General features: G+C 71.0%; 18 protein-coding genes. 6 read left to right on the forward strand and 12 right to left on the reverse strand.

Annotated elements, in window-relative coordinates:
* Positions 1–11: 11 nt before the first annotated feature.
* From AC5P1B_RS20690 to AC5P1B_RS20700, 3 genes are all read right to left on the reverse strand, one after another.
* A complete protein-coding gene (locus AC5P1B_RS20690) occupies positions 12–425 on the reverse strand; it encodes a hypothetical protein (protein WP_493888797.1) in 414 nt (137 codons plus the stop codon).
* The gene (locus AC5P1B_RS20695) at positions 425–2,104 is read right to left on the reverse strand and encodes a site-specific integrase (protein WP_493888798.1); all 1,680 of its coding nucleotides are present in this window, start codon (positions 2,102–2,104) and stop codon (positions 425–427) included. The genes AC5P1B_RS20690 and AC5P1B_RS20695 overlap by 1 nt, the downstream gene beginning before the upstream one ends.
* Positions 2,105–2,236: 132 nt before the next feature.
* The gene (locus AC5P1B_RS20700) at positions 2,237–2,560 is read right to left on the reverse strand and encodes a hypothetical protein (RefSeq protein ID WP_493888799.1); all 324 of its coding nucleotides are present in this window, start codon (positions 2,558–2,560) and stop codon (positions 2,237–2,239) included.
* Between the two features lie 44 nt (positions 2,561–2,604).
* Here AC5P1B_RS20700 and AC5P1B_RS20705 point away from each other — a divergent pair, with 44 nt between their 5' ends.
* Positions 2,605–3,108: a hypothetical protein gene (locus AC5P1B_RS20705; RefSeq protein WP_493888800.1), complete on the forward strand. Its 504-nt coding sequence runs from the start codon at positions 2,605–2,607 to the stop codon at positions 3,106–3,108.
* A gap of 79 nt (positions 3,109–3,187) precedes the next feature.
* Here AC5P1B_RS20705 and AC5P1B_RS20710 read toward each other — a convergent pair whose 3' ends face one another.
* From AC5P1B_RS20710 to AC5P1B_RS20720, 3 genes are all read right to left on the reverse strand, one after another.
* Positions 3,188–4,429 carry a hypothetical protein gene (locus tag AC5P1B_RS20710; protein ID WP_493888801.1) on the reverse strand — a complete coding sequence of 414 codons (1,242 nt, stop codon included), beginning with the start codon at positions 4,427–4,429 and terminating at the stop codon, positions 3,188–3,190.
* A complete protein-coding gene (locus AC5P1B_RS20715) occupies positions 4,426–5,463 on the reverse strand; it encodes a hypothetical protein (protein ID WP_493888802.1) in 1,038 nt (345 codons plus the stop codon). Before AC5P1B_RS20715 ends, AC5P1B_RS20710 begins: the two co-directional genes overlap by 4 nt.
* Before the next feature lie 153 nt (positions 5,464–5,616).
* Positions 5,617–6,036 carry a site-specific integrase gene (locus tag AC5P1B_RS20720; protein WP_493888803.1) on the reverse strand — a complete coding sequence of 140 codons (420 nt, stop codon included), beginning with the start codon at positions 6,034–6,036 and terminating at the stop codon, positions 5,617–5,619.
* A 531-nt stretch (positions 6,037–6,567) separates the two neighbouring features.
* Between AC5P1B_RS20720 and AC5P1B_RS20725 the strand changes: the two genes are divergently transcribed.
* Complete coding sequence (locus tag AC5P1B_RS20725) at positions 6,568–6,987, forward strand: Rieske (2Fe-2S) protein (RefSeq protein ID WP_493888804.1); 420 nt, start codon at positions 6,568–6,570, stop codon at positions 6,985–6,987.
* A gap of 458 nt (positions 6,988–7,445) precedes the next feature.
* Here the strand turns inward: AC5P1B_RS20725 and AC5P1B_RS20730 are convergent, their stop codons facing one another.
* The gene (locus AC5P1B_RS20730; RefSeq protein ID WP_493888805.1) at positions 7,446–8,099 is read right to left on the reverse strand and encodes a cysteine hydrolase family protein; all 654 of its coding nucleotides are present in this window, start codon (positions 8,097–8,099) and stop codon (positions 7,446–7,448) included.
* Positions 8,100–8,299: 200 nt separating this feature from the next.
* Between AC5P1B_RS20730 and AC5P1B_RS20735 the strand changes: the two genes are divergently transcribed.
* Positions 8,300–8,764, forward strand: a complete 465-nt coding sequence (locus AC5P1B_RS20735) for a pyridoxamine 5'-phosphate oxidase family protein (protein ID WP_493888806.1) — start codon at positions 8,300–8,302, stop codon at positions 8,762–8,764.
* Positions 8,765–8,933: 169 nt separating this feature from the next.
* Here the strand turns inward: AC5P1B_RS20735 and AC5P1B_RS20740 are convergent, their stop codons facing one another.
* On the reverse strand, positions 8,934–9,839 hold the full coding sequence (locus AC5P1B_RS20740; protein WP_493888807.1) for a LysR family transcriptional regulator: 906 nt from the start codon (positions 9,837–9,839) through the stop codon (positions 8,934–8,936).
* 74 nt (positions 9,840–9,913) lie between these two features.
* Between AC5P1B_RS20740 and AC5P1B_RS20745 the strand changes: the two genes are divergently transcribed.
* Positions 9,914–11,053: a DMT family transporter gene (locus AC5P1B_RS20745; protein WP_493888808.1), complete on the forward strand. Its 1,140-nt coding sequence runs from the start codon at positions 9,914–9,916 to the stop codon at positions 11,051–11,053.
* Between the two features lie 187 nt (positions 11,054–11,240).
* Here the strand turns inward: AC5P1B_RS20745 and AC5P1B_RS20750 are convergent, their stop codons facing one another.
* Positions 11,241–12,572: an aminotransferase class I/II-fold pyridoxal phosphate-dependent enzyme gene (locus AC5P1B_RS20750; RefSeq protein ID WP_493888809.1), complete on the reverse strand. Its 1,332-nt coding sequence runs from the start codon at positions 12,570–12,572 to the stop codon at positions 11,241–11,243.
* Positions 12,573–12,607: 35 nt separating this feature from the next.
* On the opposite strand from AC5P1B_RS20750, the gene AC5P1B_RS20755 reads away from it, so the two are divergent.
* Complete coding sequence (locus AC5P1B_RS20755) at positions 12,608–13,357, forward strand: pyridoxamine 5'-phosphate oxidase family protein (RefSeq protein WP_493888810.1); 750 nt, start codon at positions 12,608–12,610, stop codon at positions 13,355–13,357.
* A 19-nt stretch (positions 13,358–13,376) separates the two neighbouring features.
* On the forward strand, positions 13,377–14,024 hold the full coding sequence (locus AC5P1B_RS20760; RefSeq protein ID WP_493888811.1) for an FMN-binding negative transcriptional regulator: 648 nt from the start codon (positions 13,377–13,379) through the stop codon (positions 14,022–14,024).
* Between the two features lie 124 nt (positions 14,025–14,148).
* On the opposite strand, the gene AC5P1B_RS20765 is transcribed toward AC5P1B_RS20760, so the two are convergent.
* The 3 genes from AC5P1B_RS20765 to AC5P1B_RS20775 form a co-directional block, all read right to left on the reverse strand.
* Positions 14,149–15,144, reverse strand: coding sequence for a DMT family transporter (locus tag AC5P1B_RS20765; protein ID WP_493888812.1), 996 nt, complete (start codon positions 15,142–15,144; stop codon positions 14,149–14,151).
* Positions 15,145–15,301: 157 nt separating this feature from the next.
* The gene (locus AC5P1B_RS20770) at positions 15,302–16,483 is read right to left on the reverse strand and encodes an EamA family transporter (RefSeq protein ID WP_493888813.1); all 1,182 of its coding nucleotides are present in this window, start codon (positions 16,481–16,483) and stop codon (positions 15,302–15,304) included.
* Positions 16,484–16,495: 12 nt separating this feature from the next.
* Positions 16,496–17,107 carry a Clp protease N-terminal domain-containing protein gene (locus AC5P1B_RS20775; protein WP_493888814.1) on the reverse strand — a complete coding sequence of 204 codons (612 nt, stop codon included), beginning with the start codon at positions 17,105–17,107 and terminating at the stop codon, positions 16,496–16,498.
* Between the last annotated feature and the right edge of the window lie 266 nt (positions 17,108–17,373).

A 17,373-nucleotide genomic window follows, 5' to 3' on the forward strand; every position in this document is an offset into this window, starting at 1 on the left:
CGATGGCCTTGTCAGCGCCGATCCGGCAGCCTGGTGACGCCAGAGGAGCCCTCGAGCTCGGCCTTGGTTTGAGCCAGTTCGAGGGAGAGCTCTGCGATGATCATCCGGAGGGTTTTGGTCCTCGTCTGTTCCTGGCGGAGCTCATCCTTCAACCCGCCGATCTCGGAGATGAGTTGCCGGTTCTCCTCGGCGAGTTCCTGCATCGCGATCGGGGTGGAGTCCTGGGCCTTGGCACGGGCTTGAAAGTCCTGGATGAGATCGGTGTGCCGGTACACCACGTCCCGCCGCAGCTCGCTCTCGGTGATCAGCTGGGAAGCGGTCAGCTTGCCGGACTGCGAGCGCAGCGGGGTGCCGGCCAGGAGCCGTTCGGATGCGGCCCGGATCGCGGCCCGGTCGGCTTCCTCGTCACGCGGTCGGCGCCCCATCACCCCTCCTTCGTCGTCGGATTGATATCGGCCGGGTGCGCGTAGTGATCTTCGATGATGGCCCTGCTGTTGTCCGCCAGCGCGGCTGCCCGGTCGCGCAGGGGGCGCGGGCTGAGCCGGTCGGCTGCCGCGGCCGTCCACTGTCTCTGGAGGCGCCGTTGCTCGACGATGTTCCGGTCGGTGTAGACGAGATTGGCGCAGCTCGACAGGCACTCCCCTTCGTTGGGACCGTCCTCGGCGGGCAGCCCTGCTTCCATCCCCGCCTTGCGGCAGGCGGCCGTCTCAAGTCGCCACACACAGGTCATGGCCTCGCCGTGATGGATGTCCGGGTTCGTCTGATCGAGCAGCCGCTGGACGCTCCGGCCGGCGGTGACGACGCGGCCCGCGAACCGGGCTTGTCTGCGCACGCGGCGGCGATACTCGTCGGCGGAGGGTCCGGAGACGCGTTCGCCGCTCTCCAGCAGACGCGCGTCCTCCTCGTTCTGTTCCAGCACCATCTCCAGGGTCTCCAGCTGGATGTCGTCCATCCAGGCCGAATCGTCCCGGCCTGCATAGTTCAGGGTGACTTTGGTGTGGACATGGGCGTACTGCAGTGCGGCGGCCACCAGTCCGCGGGGGCGCCGGACGATGAAGTACGCCAGGGTCCTGCGGAATCGTGACGCATGAAGGTGCTTGGTCGGATCTGAGGGAATGGGGACCTCGGCGCCGGGGCCACCGAAGGCGCCGTTGACCCACTCCACGAAGTCCTCCAGATCCTTGTTGATCGCCGCGCCCCGCCGGGCGTTGAAGTCGTTGGGCCTTGCGGTGTGGGGGTAGATGAAGCTGGCGGGGAACAAGAAGGGGTAGTCGCCGAGGCTCTCCAGCAAGGCGATGGCGTCATGCACGGGGGCGACGACCACCCAGGGCCGCTGGTCGACCTCCTCCTCGGGCTCTGGGACATCCCGGAGTGAGGCGCGGTCGTAGCCCTTGCCGCGGCGGCCGACGATCAGCAGTTCCCCGGTCTCCTCGTCGGTGTCCCGGCAGCCGGGCCGCAGATTGAGCACCTCTCCGGGCCGCGCCCCACTGAGGTCACAAATCACTATGAAACGGGCAGCGGCCACCATGCGTACGAGAAGGCGCAGTTCGGAGACGGCGATGGGTGAGTCCTGCCAGGGGCGGCCTTCTATCACGCCCGTGACCTGCCCGATGTAGGTGTCCTCGGCGACGGGCAGCCCCGACTCCCGCAGGATGCGCTTTTGCCTCGCGGTGAACGTGAGGACATGGAGCACTCGCTGGATGGCTCCGAAGTTGATGCCCTGCTGCCCACTGTCGGGATGGTGCCCGGGCAGCGGGGTTCCATCTCGCCGGCAGCAGGCGATGTACCGCATGATGCGTTCCTCCTTCGACAGGCCGTCGAATTCGGCCTGGGAGGCGTGTGTCCCGGTCTGCATCTGCTGGTATGCGACCCATGCGTCTCGTACTTCGGGGCCGACCGCCTCGATGACGTGCAGTGCCCAGGCGAGCAACGCGGTCATGGTCGCCGGTGCGATCCGTGGCCACTTGTTGGACCGGCCTCCAGAGGGGCTTTTGAGCTCCTTGTCGGTGGCACCGGGCCAGGGGTAGCCGGTGGCCAGGCGCCCTTCGGCCGGCAGATGCCTTCCGTACAGCCACAGGGTGCGCACCGCGGCCAGGATGTCCACCTTCCGCCCTGGCTTGCGGGGCAGGGCCAGGACATGTGCACGGTAGGCGTCGAGGTGCTGCTCGGTGACATCGCACAGGCGCGAGATGCCCGCGCCGACGAGCCACTCCGCGAAGACCTGCAGGTCGATGAATCAGTAGCGGAACGTGGCGACGCCCGCGCGTTCATTGCCGCGCTGCACGATGGCCGGGCTGCTCGGATTGGGGTGGTCGAGCGCGGCGAGGAAGAACGTCTTGAAAGGCAGTTGGAAGTCGGTCGGGTAGTAGGCCCAGGTCAGAGGTGTGATGTTGATGTGTGCATCGGGGTGGGCCGGCTTGATGTGCCAGACGCCGTCGCCGAAGCGCGACAGGGCATCCCGGTCGGTTCCGGCGCGCAGGATTCTGTTGCGAAGGACCACGGTGTCGGCGGCCGGCCATATGTCCTCCGGTGCCGCGCGGAAGGCGGCTGCGGTAGTCATCGCAGGTCCAAGCGGCCGTCAAGAAGGTCATCAACCAGGCTCTGTTGGTCGACGCCGAGATCGGCTTGGGCCTGCTCGCGCTCGGCATCGGTGAAGTGCTTGATGATTTCCTCCAGTTGCTGGAGCGGAGCGAGGAACCGGGCTTGCCACACCGGCGGGTCGAGGTGGGGACGGCGTTGGCGGATGCCGTCGCGCACGGCCAGTTGAATGGGGAGGTGATGTGGCAGTGCCCGGGCGTTCTCGCAGGTGAGGCACTGCAGGAAGGACGCTGGGCATGGTTGGCCGGGCTCGGCGACGGGGCTCGCGAGGTGGTCTACACAGGCGACAGCGGCGGTGTCCCGCTGGGCGTCGAGAAGGTCCTTGAGCGTCCGGGGTTCCAGGCCCGACTGGGCACGGGCCTGCCCAGGTTCTCGCGGGCCCAGTCGACGAACTCGGTGGTGAAGACCGGGACTGACTGGATCACGCGGGCCTTGGCGACCTCCTGGCGAAGGGCCGCGCCGACGACTCTCCGGCTGTCGACCCGTACTGTGCCGCTGCCTTTGAGGTAGACGTCGTTGAGGGTGCGGCGCGAGTGCGCTACGGGGTGCTGGCGGCGTTCTAGTGCCGTCTGTCGGATCCTGACCGTGTCTACTTCTGGATTGCCGGGAGTGGCGTGCCGGGCCGCCCGGAACCCGCGGGAGCGCGCCCAGTTGAGGACGTCGTGGGGCACGATTCCTGTGCCCCAGCGGTCCGCCTGTTGGCCCGGTTGGCTGCCGGTGGGGTAGAGCGAGACGAAGGCTGCGTGTTCCCCGCTGTGGCGCCGCGGCAGCTCTGAGAGCGAGAGCAGGAGTGCGTACAGGCGCAGCGGCGATCGCATGAGCGGGGCTCGTCGGCGCCGACCCCAAGGAGATCCGCCACGTCATCCGGCAGGTGCTCCAGAGCCGCGATCATGTGTTCCCGTTCGGGGCCGCGCCGGGGTTTGGACTCCTCGACCAGGACGACCCGCTCGTCGTCCCGGGCCCCCTCCGGGTGGAAGTGCGCGGCTGGCCATGTGGCGATGGTGCCGAAGTTCTCCTGGGTCAGCGCCGTCAGCAAAATACAGAACGCGACCGCATCAGCCCTGGTCAGACACAGTTTCGCCATGAGGCGGCGAGAGCCACGGCACCGCTGCACCGTGCGGCTGTAGTCACCCGAGCGAGACCCACGTGGCAGATCGGCGGTCCGGTCGAACATGTCCAGGAGTCCGCCCTCCTCGACTTCGCGTCGACCGAGGTCAAGATCGCCGGCGCGCCATCGCGCCAGGAGCCGGCGTCCCGCTTCGATCCGCTCCCGAGCGAGGCGGACGTCTCGGCGCGCCGCCGTCATGATCACCTGCCAGTCCTCGTCCTCGTAGGCGCCGGGGCTTATTTCCTCGGGCTTCTTCACACGGATGTCGAAGAGACTCTGGCGGAACTCCTCAGGGATCTCCGGATCGTCCCGCAGTACGGTCCGCAGACTCTTGAGCGCGGAGTGCTGACGCTTTGGACGGTCCTCGTAGGACTCCACGTACGCGCGGATGTGCGCACCGGCAAGCTCCTGCGGGCAAGTCGGCGGAGTCTGCCCCTGGTTGAGCACTCGGGCGAATCCCCGCAGGGCATCGAAGTGCCCGTTCGCGGCCCTGAGGCGCTTGGATGACGTGCGGGCCGTGCCAACCCGACGGCTGAAGCACCGGGCCAGCCACTGCTGCAGCTCGGGCGCTCCCTCGCAGGTGCTGAAGTCGTACGTCCTGGACCCTTTTCCCGACTCCTCCAAGAATCGCACCAGCGTGCCGGACCCCTCCGGCACGATGCCGCGCTGCGGTGGCTGCCACGAGGCCGGCGGCAGACTCGCTCGCTGTCCGCCCCGGCTCATCGGACATCCTCCACGGCCCTCAGGGCCACCCCGGTGGCAGCTACAGCGGTCCGGACAAGAGCGTCCATCGCCGTCTGCTCGTCCTCGTCGAGCAGCGCCATCAGGTAGTCGACGTGGAGCCCGGTGAACGGCGCCAGGTAGTGATCTCGCGTCGTGTCCGGGTGGCTGTGTCCCAGCAGGATCGACAGCGCGTACCAGACGTCGCCGAACTGATCCCGGAGGTCTTTGAGCTGCTCGTCGGTGTATCCGTCCAGGTGAGGCTCCCACACCATGGACAACACCAAGTACCAGCGCAGAGCGAAGGAGTGGCGCAACATGTGGGCCCGGGCCCACACCGGGCACTGTGACCGGCGGCGCTCGCGTTGCTCAGGCGTCAGCTCTTCCGCCGAGAGGTCGGCCCACAGGTCGGCGATGCGCTCGTTGGCGTCCCGGAAGGTGTCCTCCCACCCTCCGACCTTCTTCGGCAGGCCGTCATGCGAGAGCCACACCGCGAGAGGCTCCAGCCCCTTGGGAGTCCTGCGGAACAGCCGCAGGCGCTCGTCGGGCCCGAGCACGTCCAGGGAGATCGGCACCGAGGCCCCGGACGCCGACTCGATGTGCAGCTCCCGCGTGCGCGCGCTGTAGCCCGTCACGATCCGCAGCCCCGGCAAACGGTCGTAGCGCCCTGCCCGCTGGGCCCGGCGGATCACCTCCGTCCGCGACCCCTCCACCTCGTCCATATACGAGGCAATCGAGTCCATCAACACGCGCCGCGGGGTCCTGTAGTAACGGCCCTCCTCCGGACAGCCCTTGATGCACGCGGCGGCCAACCACGTCCGCAGGTACCGCCCTCGTGCGCCGAACGGCAGCTCGACGTCGAGAATGCTGGCCCACTCCTGAAACCGCACCCCGGTGCCGTACAGGCCATCGACGAAGGCGACGTCCCGGTCCTCGTTGTACCCGCGCCACCCTGGGCGTCTCAGGCCGTCGAACCCATAGCCGCGCAGTCCGATATTGCGCCACTGCTCGAAGCCGCTGCGCAGCAGCCACTTCACCTGGCGTCGACGGCTGGCCGCCGGCCTCAGGGGATCACGCCCGTTCCTTGCCGTCGGCTTCCCGTCCCTGTCGACCAGACCAGACGGCCTCGACGCATGAGCCTCGCGGGGCACGGAGGGCACCGGGTTGATCGTCCGGTAGCGGGGAGCCGCCTAGGTGTAGAAGCAGTTGAGCGCGGCGCGGTCGGTGTCGAAGCTCGTGCCCTTGACCCGCTCGTGATTGCGGACGTCGGTGATCCGCCAGTCTTTGTACGCCTCGATGTCGCTGGGCATCGCCTCGTCCCAGTGGCGGTCGAAGACGTGGAGGAAGGTCAGCCACACCGCAAGGGAGTAGGCGTACCGTCGCATCGTCTTAATCGACGCGCCCGCCATCGAGCCGGTCCGGAAGAAGAGGTTGATCCTCGGATCTGCGTGGCCTGTAGGTAAGTTCAGGATCGGCGTGCCATGGCGGGCGCCGTAGCGAGCGGCCCGCTCGTGAAGATCACCGATCCACGAGAGCTCCTCAGGAATGACAAGCGGAACAGCTTCGACCATGTTGTAGCAGTCGACGGTCCAACGATCGTTCGCCCCCATAATGCCTCCATGCTGCGTAGGTTATTTCTACAACATGCGAGTGCCTGGAGAACCCCGGCCCACCGCCTCGACCGGTCATCCGAGCCGGTCTGAGCCCACCGGCCCCCGTCGCCCGGACGGCGCTCCTCTCGCACCGGAAGGAGCACCTTCTGGATGTCCGGGTGTCCCCCTCCGATGAGGAACCGCAGGCGTAGGCGCCGCCCTGGCCCGACGTACGCCGTCCTGACCGGCCGGCCACGGGCACCCGCGGCGACGTCCACCCCTGCCGCTGCGGGGGCTCGCTGACGACCACGTCGTAGCGGCCGCACGCACTGCGCTTTCGGTCGAACTCCTGTCCTCCGGACGGCCCCGCACGGTGCTGCCCCTGCTGGCGGCCACCCGTCTGCCGACGGACAATGCCGTCACCGAGAACCTTCCGCGGTTACAGGTCGTTTTCCGTACATCTCGCTCATCCTCACTCAGCGGCTGAACGCCACGCTGCGCCCATCCGTATGGGATCACTGAAGCGTCGCCGGACCAGGAGGCACCACCATGACGCAACGGGCAGACTCTGAGCGGGGCGCCACCCGCCGCACCGTCGTCGCCGCTGTCGGAGCGGCCGGGCTCGCAGCCGCGATCGCCGCCTGCGGTGGATCTGATGACAACGAAGGCAGCGGAGAGAGCGGCAAGGAACTAGGGGAGGCGAGCGCGATCCCGGAGGGTGGTGGCGTCGTCTACAAGAAGCAGAAGGTGGTCGTGACCCAGCCCGCGGCGGGCGAGTTCAAGGCGTTCTCGGCGATCTGCACCCATAAGGGCTGCCCCGTCGCGGCCGTGGCTGACGGAACCATCAACTGCAACTGCCACGGCAGCAAGTTCGACATCGCCGACGGCAGCGTCAAGCAAGGCCCGGCGACCAAACCCTTGCCCGCGGCGGACGTCACCGTGGCCGGCGGCAAGATCAAGCTGAGCTGAGCTGAGCAGTGCCGAGCTGAGCCGAGTGGAGGCAGCTAGCCCGGCGGGCGCCGGGTGCGGGCGGTCTGCCCGGCCCGGCGCCCGCCGGGCCGCTGCTCGGGGCACGTACGACGCGTACGAGTGGTGGCGCGGGGCAGGGCCAGGGGACACAGGCCGCACGCCGAACGGTGCCGCCGAGTCGCTGAGCATCGGCGGCGGCCCCGGCGTCAGCCCGCTGATGGCGCCGCCCCCGGCGCCCCCCTCACGAACTGGCGCCTGACGAACCGGCGTCCGGCCTGTGACAGTCGACCGCCCGCCGCCGAGCCGCCCGGCACCGACTCGGCCCAAGGCCCCTGGCCTGTCTGTCCGGTGCTCCGCACCGCTCCCCGCTGCTCGGAGCGGGCGACGGGCGGCGCCCAGGGCATCCGGCCGGAGGCGCCAGTCGCTCGCGGCTCCCGCGCTCTCCTGAGCGCCTCAGCTCACCGCGCCCTGGTGCGTGGGCGCCGCCGCCAGCACGCGATCAGGTCGTCGGTCGTCGTGATGGTGGCGACCAGGGCCAGGGTATGGCGGACCATCTCTCCGGTGTACTCCCGTGGTACGCCCGCGATGGCGTCGGCGGGGACGACGACGGTGTAGGCGAGGTTGACCGCGTCGAAGACGGTGTTCGGTATCGCCACGTTCGCCGAGACACCGGTGACGATCAGCGTCCGGCAGCCGAGGTTACGCAGCAGTGCGTCCACCCCCGTCCCCGCCAGCGGCGACAGCCCGTGCAACCGCCGCACCACCAGGTCGTCGGCCGTCACAGGGATGGGCTCGGCGATCCGCACCGCCGTACTTCCGGCGAGCTGCTGCACCGGCAGCCGCTCCGCGGCGTGGAAGAGCCGCGCGTTGTGGTTCGCGCCTCGGCCGTCGGGCCGCCGCTCGGCCACCGCGTGCACGACCTGGACCCCGGCCTGGTGGGCGGCCTCCGTCAGGCGTGCGACGTTACGCAGGGCTCCGGACCCGCGCGCCGCGTGCGCGAGGTCGGGCATGGCGCTGTCCGGTCCGACGACGCCTCGCTGGCATTCGACGGTGAGCAGCACCGTCGTCGACGGGTCGACGAGCGTGGGCAGTTGAGCTGCGGATGACGCCATGCGGTCCCTCCCGCTACGAGTCTCGGACGAGCCGGTCGACCCGGCGCGGCCGTGTGCGGCCGTGTGCGGCCGTCTGCGGCCGTCTGCGGCCGTCTGCGGCCCATGTGCGGCCGGTCGCCATTGCACCGTCACGGCGGAAACCCCATGATGCGGGAAACACAGCAGCCGGTGGACGGCAGCCGAGGGAAGGTGGACACCGGATGGTCGCCACACAGCGACGGGCCCGACGGATCATGATGACGCCGCAGGAACTGGATGCCTTCCTCGGCACGCAGCGCACCTGCCGGATGGCCACGGTCTCGGCCGAGGGGCGGCCGCATGTGGTGCCGTTGTGGTTCGCCTGGGTCAGCTCCACGCTCTGGCTCTACTCCCTCACCCGCAGCCGCCGGTGGGCCGACCTGGCGCACGACCCGAGGGTGTCGGTCGTCGTGGACGACGGGCACGACTACGGCGAGCTGCGCGGGGTCGAGCTGAGCGGCGCTGTGGAGATCGTGGGCGAGGTCCCCCGGCGCGGTGAGCCCCACGCGGAGCTCGACGTGCCGGAACGGCTCTTCGCGACCAAGTACTTCGGGCTCGACGCGCTGCCGTTCGACGGGCGGCACGCCTGGCTGCGGCTCCGCCCGGAAGCCGTCGTCTCCTGGGACTTCACCAAACTCCCCCGCTGACCCGGAGCCCACAGCTCTTTCGTGTTCTTTCGCCCTCCGTCGGCCTGCACCCTGCTCCTTCGGGCCCTTCGTGCACCTTCGCTGTCTTTTCCGCCCAGTCGGTGCCCGCCCGACTCGACGCGGTGCGCTCAGCCGCAGGCCCGCGACCGCCACCCGGCGGGCGGACGCGTCAGGCGTCGATCTCACGCGCGGAAGCGCGCAGCACGTCCACAGCCGCGCGGATGGAGGGTCGGCGGTCGGCGTCCGCGCGCCAGATCGCGTAAATGTGCCGACGCATCGTGTGGCGTACGGGCACCACCCTCACCCCGTCCGGCACCGGGCCCCGGCCGAGCCGTGGCGCTACGGCGACGCCGAGTCCGGCGGCGATCAGCGCGAGCTGGGTGTGATGCTCCTCCGCCATGTGCGAGATGCGCGGCTCGATGCCAGCGCCCCGCAGCGTGAGCATCAGCCAGTCATGGCAGAACTCTCCCTTCGGCCAGGAGACCCACTCGTCGCCGGCGAACTCCTCCAGGTCGACCTCGTCCCGGTTCGCGAGTGGGTGCGACGCGGGCATCGCGACATCGGCCGGGTCGTCGAGCAGTGGCGCTTTGACGAGCCCGCCGGGCATGGGCAGCGGCTTGTTGTACCAGTCGAGCACCACCGCGAGGTCCACGTCACCGCGCACCACGCACGGTACCGCTTCGTCCGGTTCCATCTCCTGAAGCCGGGCGCGGAGCTGGGGGTGGTCCACGCGCAGCCGCGCCAGCGCGTTGGGGAACAGTCCGCGGGCGGCGGTCGGGAACGCGCCCAGAAGCAGCTCGCCGACGGCCTGGCCGCGCTGGGCCTCCAGGTCGGCCTGGGCCAGCTCGACCTGGGAGAGGATGCGTGAGGCGTGGTCGGCGAGGAGCCTCCCCGCGTCGGTCAGGCGCACGCCGCGGCCGTTCTTGGCGAGGAGCTGCTGGCCGGTTTCCCGTTCGAGCTTGGCCAGTTGCTGGGAAACGGCGGAGGTGGTGACGTGCAGCCCGTCGGCTGCGGCGCTGACGGAGCCGTGGCGCGCGACGGCGTACAGCGTCCGCAGGCGGTCCAGATTCAACATGTAAGCAATGCTACGCGATGCAGCGGACGAAATATCGATTGTCCTAAGTGGTTTCAACCACCATGGTGATGTCTATGCGCACACCCTCCGCCTCTCGCGCCCTCACGGTCCCCTCCGTCCCCAACTCTCTCTCCTCCCCCGCCGCCACGGACGCGCGATCGGCCTCTCCCGCGGCCCCGGCCGATTCAGCGGGCACCGCGACCGCCCATGCCTCCGCCGACCCCGCGCCCCGCGCGCAGCGGAGCGAAGACCAGGCCACCGGACAGCGGCCCCCCACCGTGGGCGCCGCCGACGGGACCACCGCGCCCACCGGGAGGCGCCGCGCCCTCCTCGACTGGCGCCTGCGCTTCGCTGTCCTTTCCCTCATCTGGGGTTTCAGCTTCCTGCTCATCAAGGTCGGCACAGACGGCTATCCACCGCTGTATGTCACCCTCGGGCGGCTGTTGTTCGGCTCGGCCGTCCTGCTCTCGGTGCTCGCGGTCAAGCGGCAGCGGCTGCCGCGGGACGCCCGCACCTGGGGTCACCTCGCCGTCGCGGCCTTCCTCCTCAACGCCCTGCCGTTCACCCTCTTCGCGTACGCGGAGCTGCACATCTCGTCCACCCTGGCCGGGATCTGCAACGCCACCACGCCGCTGTGGGGCATGGTGCTCTCGCTCGTCGCCCTGTCGGAGGACCGGCCGACCCGGCGCCGGATCGCGGGACTGGGGATCGGCTTCGTCGGCGTACTGACCGTGCTGGGCGCCTGGCAGGGCTTCTCCGGGCAGGACCCGGCGGGCACGGCGATGGCGCTGACCGCCTCCCTCAGTTACGCGGTCGGCTGGATCTACGTACGCCGCACGCTGGCGAGCTCGCAGAACTCCAACCTCGCGATGGCCGGTGGTCAGCTGCTGCTCGGCACCGCTCAACTCGCCGTCGTCACTCCGGTCTTCGCCCCCTTCCCCTCCTCGTTCCCCGTCGTTCCGCTGCTGTCCGTCCTCGCGCTCGGCGCGCTCGGCACCGGGCTCGCCTTCCTTCTCCAGTACGGACTGGTCGCCGAGGTCGGGCCCACGACGGCGACGCTGGTCACCTACTTCATCCCCGTCATCGCGACGGCGGCGGGCGTCGCCGTCCTCAATGAGGCGCTGACCTGGAACACCCCGGTCGGCGCGGTGATCGTGCTGGCGGGCGCGGCACTGACCCAGCGCACCCCGCGGAAGGCGCGAAGCGGTCGGTGAGGTCCGGGGCGCCGACAAGCCACGGTGCGCCGTTCCTCACGGTCACGCGTAGCCAGCCTGGACAGGCGCCGTTCCTCACGGTCACGTGCCGCCGACCCGGTCAGGCGCCGGCCGTCACGATCGCGCGTCGCCGACCGGTCAGGCGCCGGTCCGGTGGCGCGTGGCGCGTGGCGCGTGGCGGGAGCTGTCAGCCGAAGCGGCCGGCGAGGGCCGGCCGAATCGCGGACGCCACGGCGTCCGCGATCGACTCGATCTCCTCCGGGGCGACCGTCGATATGGTCAGCCGTATCGCCTGGGGGGAGTCCACCCGGAAGCGCGCTCCCGGGGCGACCGACCACCCGGCGCGCAGCAGGCGGGCCACCGCGCCGGTCTCGTCAGGAACCGGCACCCACACGTTCATCCCGCTGCGGCCGTACGCGGCTGTCTCCCGCTCCCGCAAGGCCGATATCAGGGCATCCCTGCGCTCGCCGTACGCGGCGGCGACCCGCTCGGGCCGCACAGCGCCCGTCTCCCACAGCCGCACCACGGTGTTCTGCAGCAGATGGCTCACCCAGCCTGGGCCAAGGCGCAACCGGCCGCCCAACCGGTCCACCGTCACCGGGTCTCCGGTGAGCACCGCGAGCCGCAGATCCGGTCCGTACGCCTTGGCGGTCGAGCGGACGAGCACCCACTGATCGGTGGCTCCCGCCAGCGGGTGCAGCGGGAGGTCGACGATGCCGTGCCCGTGGTCGTCCTCGATCAGCAGCACGCCCGGCTGTGCGGCCAGCACGGCGCGCAGCGCTCGGGCACGCCCGGCGCTGACCGCGGCGCCCGTGGGGTTCTGCGCGCGGCTGGTGATGACCAGCGCCCGGGCGCCCCGGCGCACTGCCGCCTCCACCTGGTCCGGCAGGGGGCCCTCGTCGTCGACCGCCAAGGGCACAGGGCGGAGCCCGAGCGCGGGGATCAGGTCCAGCAGGCTCCCCCAGCCCGGGTCTTCGACCGCGACCGCGTCCCCAGGCCGCATATGGGCGGCCAGCACACGCTCGATGGCGTCGAGCGCCCCCGAGGTGACGGCGACGGGCCCGGCGGGCACGCCATCGGCGTCGAAGGCGGCGCGCGCCAGCCGCCCCAGCTCGGGGACGATCAGCGGCGCCCCGTAGAGAGCGGGCCGTCGCGCGTGACGCCCGGCGGCCACCGCGAGGGCGTCATCGAGCGCGGGCAGCAGCGCGGGGTCCGGGTTCCCCGTCGCGAGGTCCCTGGTCCCCTCGGGCGTATCGACGCCTATCTCCTCGCGGGCCGTACTCGCCGGGCGCGGGCGCACCCGGCTGCCCCTGCGCCCCGAGGTCTCTATCACTCCACGGTCGCGCAGGGATCGGTACGCGGCCGCCACCGTATTGGGATTGACCCCCAACTCGACCGCCAGCTCCCGCATGGGCGGCAGCAGTTCACCGGGCCCCAGGCTCCCTGAACCGACCGCCCGCTCCACACTGGCGGCGATATCAGCGGCACGCCGCCCCTCAATCCGATACTCTCCTAGCACAAACGAAAGTATGCACTAATACAATGGAGAGCGCAATGGCTGCCGACGCTTCTCTCACCGCCTCGTCCCTCGCCGGTCCGGCAAGCGACGCACCAGGCGCGGACGACGCTCACGCCGGGTATACGCCCACCGACAGGACCGTGCCCACCCGCTCCCGCGAACGCGCCTCGTACGACCGCGATCTCGTCCACGCGATCCTCGACGAGGGATACGTGTGCCATCTGGGCTTCGTGCGTGACGGGGCGCCCGTCGTGCTGCCGACCCTCTACGGCCGCGTGGGCGAAACACTCTACGTACACGGCTCGACCGGGTCGCGGCCGCTGCGCATGGCGGGCGCGCCCGGCGCCTCCGAAGCGGACCGGGAGCCCGGACTGCCGGTGTGCCTCACGGTCACCCATGTCGATGGCCTCGTCCTCGCGCGCTCGGCGTTCCACCACTCCGTCAACTACCGCTCCGTGGTGGTGCACGGCGTCGCCCGCCAGGTCACCGACGACGCCGAGCGCGTCGCCGCCCTGGACGCCCTGGTCGATCACGTGGTGCCGGGCCGGGCCGCCGACTCACGCCGCCCGAACGCCAAGGAGCTGGCGGCCACCACCGTGCTCCGGCTCGATCTCGCCGAGGTGTCGGCCAAGGTCCGCGAGGGTGGCCCCGACGACGAGCCCGAAGACCTCTCCCTGCCCTACTGGGCCGGAATTCTGCCCGTCACCAAGGGAATCGGCACGCCGCTGCCCTCCGCCGACCTGGCAACCGGTATCGCCCTCCCCGGCTACCTCGCCGGCAACTGAACGAAGGACAGTCCACGCCATGCTGATACACCCCTGGGACGCCGCCCACGACGACGCCGAGTGGCGCGAGTGGCTGGCGGAACACGACTTCGGACACCTCGCGGTGAACGGCCCGGCGGGCGAAGCCCCGCTCGTACAGCCCACCCACTTCGCGTACGACGCGTCGCGCGGTGAGGTGCTCATCCACCTGGCCCGCCCCAACCCGGCGTGGCCCGCCATCGAGGCGCGGCCGACCGTGCTGCTGAGCGTCGCCGACGACTACGTCTTCGTCCCCGGCCCGTGGCTGGCCGCCGGCGACATCCCGCCCGAGCACGGCGTGCCCACCAGCTTCTACGCCGCCGTGCAGCTGACCTGCGTGGCGCATATCGTCGACGACCCGGATGAGAAGGCCGCGCTGCTCACCAGCCAGCTCGCGCACTTCCAGCCGGAAGGGGGCTCCGCGCCCGTCGCCGCCGGTCAGGAGCCGTACGGGCACAGCCTCTCGGGCATCCGCGGGCTGCGGCTCGAAGTGACCGGCGTGCGCGCCAAGTTCAAGTACGCAAACCACAAGCCGGAGGAGACCCGGCGGCGCACGGCGGACGCGCTGGCCTCGCGCGCGGCGCCGCGCGACGCCGAGGCACTCGCCCACCAGCTGCGGCGCGGCGGCTGGTCGGTAGCGACCGGCTGAGCCAGCGGCGGCAACGGCGCGCCGCGCGCACCAGGCGTAAGGAACCTGGTGCGCGCGGCGCATCGGAATGGCGTGACCAAGCTCGTGCTCCGGAGCAGCCGCGAGCGCGGCGGACCGTCCGGCTTCAGCTCGCCTGCGCCGCCGCCGCGCCACGAGCCGCCGCCGCCTCGCGCGCCTCCGCCACGGCCAGCGCGGCGACCGCGCACAGCAGTACGGCCGTGCCCACCACGGTCGCGGCGGTCAGTTCCTCATCGAGCACGACGACAGCGATGGCCGCCGCGGTGACCGGCTCGATGAGCGTGATCACCGAGACGGTCGTGGCGCGCACGACGGCCAGTCCGGTGAAGTACAGACCGTAGGCGAGCGCGGTGGGCACCGCGGCGATGTACAGCATCAGCCCCAGCGTCCGCCCCAGGTCGTGCGCCTGCGGCCAGAGGCCCTCCGCGGCCGCGAACGGCAGGAGGCTCACGGTGCAGACGGCGAAGGACGTCAGCGTGGTGGTGTACGGGTCAGCGGCGCCGCCGTCCCGGCCGAGGTGCCGGGTGTACACGGTGACGGTGGCGTACCCGGCGGCCGAGAGCAGCGCGAAGGCGACACCCGCCGGGCGTACGGCGCCGGTGCCGTCGCTTCCGAGCACCAGCACCAGAAGTCCCAGAAGTGCTCCGGCGATCGCGAACGCGCTGCCGAGTCCCAGCCGTTCGTGACCGGTGACCTGCCCGGCGAGCGCCACCATCACCGGGGCCGCGCCGAGGGTGACCACGGTGCCGACGGCGAGGCCGGTCGCGTCGACCGACTGGAAGTAGGCGGCCTGGAAAACGGTGAGCGCCAGCCCGGTGACAAGAATCCGGACCGCCTTGTTCCGTCGTGACTCGCGCGGGCGCGGGGCGGCGGGGGACGTCCTGCGGCGTGCGCGCAGCAGCACCACAGGCAGCAGCAGGACCAGCCCGCCGAGGGTGCGCCAGAAGGTCAGCGCCAGGGGGCCGAGGCCACTGCTTCCGTACAACAGTGCGGCAGCGGCGCCCGCGGTGCCCCAGGTGGTCGCGGCGAAGGTGACATAGGCCAGCCCCCGGCCCACGGGCAGGGCAGGGTGGAGAGGAGTGAGCACGAGTTGTTCTCCCACGGAAGACAGCTGAAAATCAGCTTGAGTTGGTCGCGTCGTCCCGTTCGCGGGCAGCGTCCAACCGCTCAGGGCCGCGCCCCGAACTCGGTCTTCCTGTGGTGGCCGCCCGCCTTACGCGGCAGGAGGCGGCAGAACAGTCATCGGCATGATCAGCACACTATGCGGTCCGGGAGTCGCCGGACAACTCCGTTTCGGCAGCTGGTCGGGGCTCGTCATCGTCCGTTCCCGGACGCCGCCCACCGTCCGCACGGCCAGGGACCACCCGGTCATGGGCGGCATGGCCGTGGTCCGCACCGTCGTTCACGGCATGGCCGTCGCCCGCACGGTCACCCACCGCCACCGCACTCGTCGGCGGCTCGCTGCCCGGTGCCCCGGATGACGGACTCGGTGACGGACTCGGCGACGCCCCCGCGACCGGCTCGGCGGCGGCTCGCTTGGGGACGGAGGTCTGCGCGATGAACGCGCCCGCCAGCACCATCGCCCCGCCCAGCACCTGCGGAAGGGACAGCCTTTCGCCCAGGAGCACCCAGGCCAGTACGGTCGCGACCACCGCTTCCAGGCAGGCCACGACGCCTGCCACCTGGGGCGAGAGGCTGCGTACGGCGAGAACACCGGTGAGGTAGGCGACGACGGTGGCGACCAGCACGAGCCACCCGAGCAGCAGCACCGCCGGGACCCTGACCTCGTTTATCTCCGCCCGGCCCGCGAGCACCGACCAGTCGAGTCCCCACGGCCGCGCCACAAGGGTCAGCACGAGCGCGCCGATCAGCAGGCCGTACGCGACGACGCCGAGCGGGTCCGCGGCCTCCTCCCCGTCGCCGCCGTGGTCGGAGAGGATGAAATAGCCGACCTGGCAGCAGGCGGCACCCAGGGCGAGCAGCAGCCCGATGGCGTCGAAGCTCAGCCCGGCCCACATCTCGACCACGCAGGCCAGTCCTCCGACAGCCAGCGCGACGCCGACGGCGGCGGCCCGCGACACCGGCCGCCGCTGCACGAAGCGGACCCATCCGAGGACGAGCGCCGGGCCGAGGTACTCGACGAGCAGGGCGACACCCACAGGGATGCGGGAGATCGCCGCGAAGTAGCACGCCTGGACGCCCGCGACGGCCAGCAGCCCGAACCCGGCGAGGAGCGCCGGGTGCCGGGCGACCATGGCCCGGCGGCTCCAGGCGACCGGCAGTAGGAGCAGGGCCGCGCCCGCCGCGCGCAGCCAGGTCACGTGGAGCGGTTCCAGCCCGGCTTCGATGAGTGGTTTCGCGGCGATGCCGGAGCTGCCGAATGTGAGCGCCGACGCCACGGCGAGTCCGAGGCCGACGCTCCTTCCCTTGGACGCGTGCATCGGCACATCATGTCAGCTCACGACAGGACCGTCACCCAGTTCACTCCTGGCACTGTCCGGGGCAAGCCGTGCGGCCAGCGACTCCAGGTCCACGCCCGCCCGCTGCAGCACATCCACCGCGCGGCACTCGCGGTCGTCGGTGAGCGCGGCCAGCAAGTCCAGCCCTCCGGCGACGGCCGCGCCGCGCGACCTGGCGCGCTCGCTCGCTCTCGCCATCGCCGCGTCCACGGCGGGCGACCACTGCGCGTCGCCCTCGCGCACGACGGGAACGGCTCCCGAATCCTCCACCGTTCCGTGCCAGTGCAGGCCGTAGCCGATGGTTCGCTGCGCGAGATAGCCGAGCAGCCGGGCCACCTGCGGCGGACCGCCGTCGAAAGCCGACGTCACCCGCGGACCCGACTCCAGCAGGGTGTGCAGCAGATGAGCGGTGTCGATCTGCCGGTCACCGTCGCGGTGGGCGCGCCTGCGGGCGCCGGCGACCACCGAGGCCAGCTCGTCGCCGAGCGCGGCGCTCACGGCGCCCGCACCGGCGACACCGGCACGATCCGGGTCGTCCGGCCCGCCGGTGGGGCCGACCGGGCCGGCCGTTCCTGCCGGGCTGGAGGAGGGAATACGACTTTGCACACTCTCACCCCATCAGCCCCTGTCGCCCGAAGCATCCGCGCGGGGGAGCATTTACGCCTCCCACGGTGGTTGGGGACCGACGACCAGGGGGTCATCCTTACGGAGGAGACCGGAAGCCCCCTCTCGGGACTTCCGGGCGCTCGGGTACCCACGCGAGTCGCAACCATCCCCGTCCGGCCCACGTCCCCACTCACGGGCGACGGCCCGCCGGGGTACGTGGCCCGCGCCGCCTCCCGCGCCGCTCGCGACCAGGCACCGCCCGGCCG

Source organism: Streptomyces sp. A01, assembly GCF_059026195.1.

Bases quoted from the DNA above. Each gene is read 5' to 3' on its own strand.
- AC5P1B_RS20690 (WP_493888797.1), bottom strand. From the start codon at position 425: ATGGGGCGCCGACCGCGTGACGAGGAAGCCGACCGGGCCGCGATCCGG.
- AC5P1B_RS20700 (WP_493888799.1), bottom strand. From the start codon at position 2,560: ATGACTACCGCAGCCGCCTTCCGCGCGGCACCGGAGGACATATGGCCG.
- AC5P1B_RS20710 (WP_493888801.1), bottom strand. From the start codon at position 4,429: ATGAGCCGGGGCGGACAGCGAGCGAGTCTGCCGCCGGCCTCGTGGCAG.
- AC5P1B_RS20720 (WP_493888803.1), bottom strand. From the start codon at position 6,036: ATGGGGGCGAACGATCGTTGGACCGTCGACTGCTACAACATGGTCGAA.
- AC5P1B_RS20725 (WP_493888804.1), top strand. From the start codon at position 6,568: ATGACGCAACGGGCAGACTCTGAGCGGGGCGCCACCCGCCGCACCGTC.
- AC5P1B_RS20730 (WP_493888805.1), bottom strand. From the start codon at position 8,099: ATGGCGTCATCCGCAGCTCAACTGCCCACGCTCGTCGACCCGTCGACG.
- AC5P1B_RS20735 (WP_493888806.1), top strand. From the start codon at position 8,300: ATGGTCGCCACACAGCGACGGGCCCGACGGATCATGATGACGCCGCAG.
- AC5P1B_RS20740 (WP_493888807.1), bottom strand. From the start codon at position 9,839: ATGTTGAATCTGGACCGCCTGCGGACGCTGTACGCCGTCGCGCGCCAC.
- AC5P1B_RS20745 (WP_493888808.1), top strand. From the start codon at position 9,914: ATGCGCACACCCTCCGCCTCTCGCGCCCTCACGGTCCCCTCCGTCCCC.
- AC5P1B_RS20755 (WP_493888810.1), top strand. From the start codon at position 12,608: ATGGCTGCCGACGCTTCTCTCACCGCCTCGTCCCTCGCCGGTCCGGCA.
- AC5P1B_RS20760 (WP_493888811.1), top strand. From the start codon at position 13,377: ATGCTGATACACCCCTGGGACGCCGCCCACGACGACGCCGAGTGGCGC.
- AC5P1B_RS20770 (WP_493888813.1), bottom strand. From the start codon at position 16,483: ATGCACGCGTCCAAGGGAAGGAGCGTCGGCCTCGGACTCGCCGTGGCG.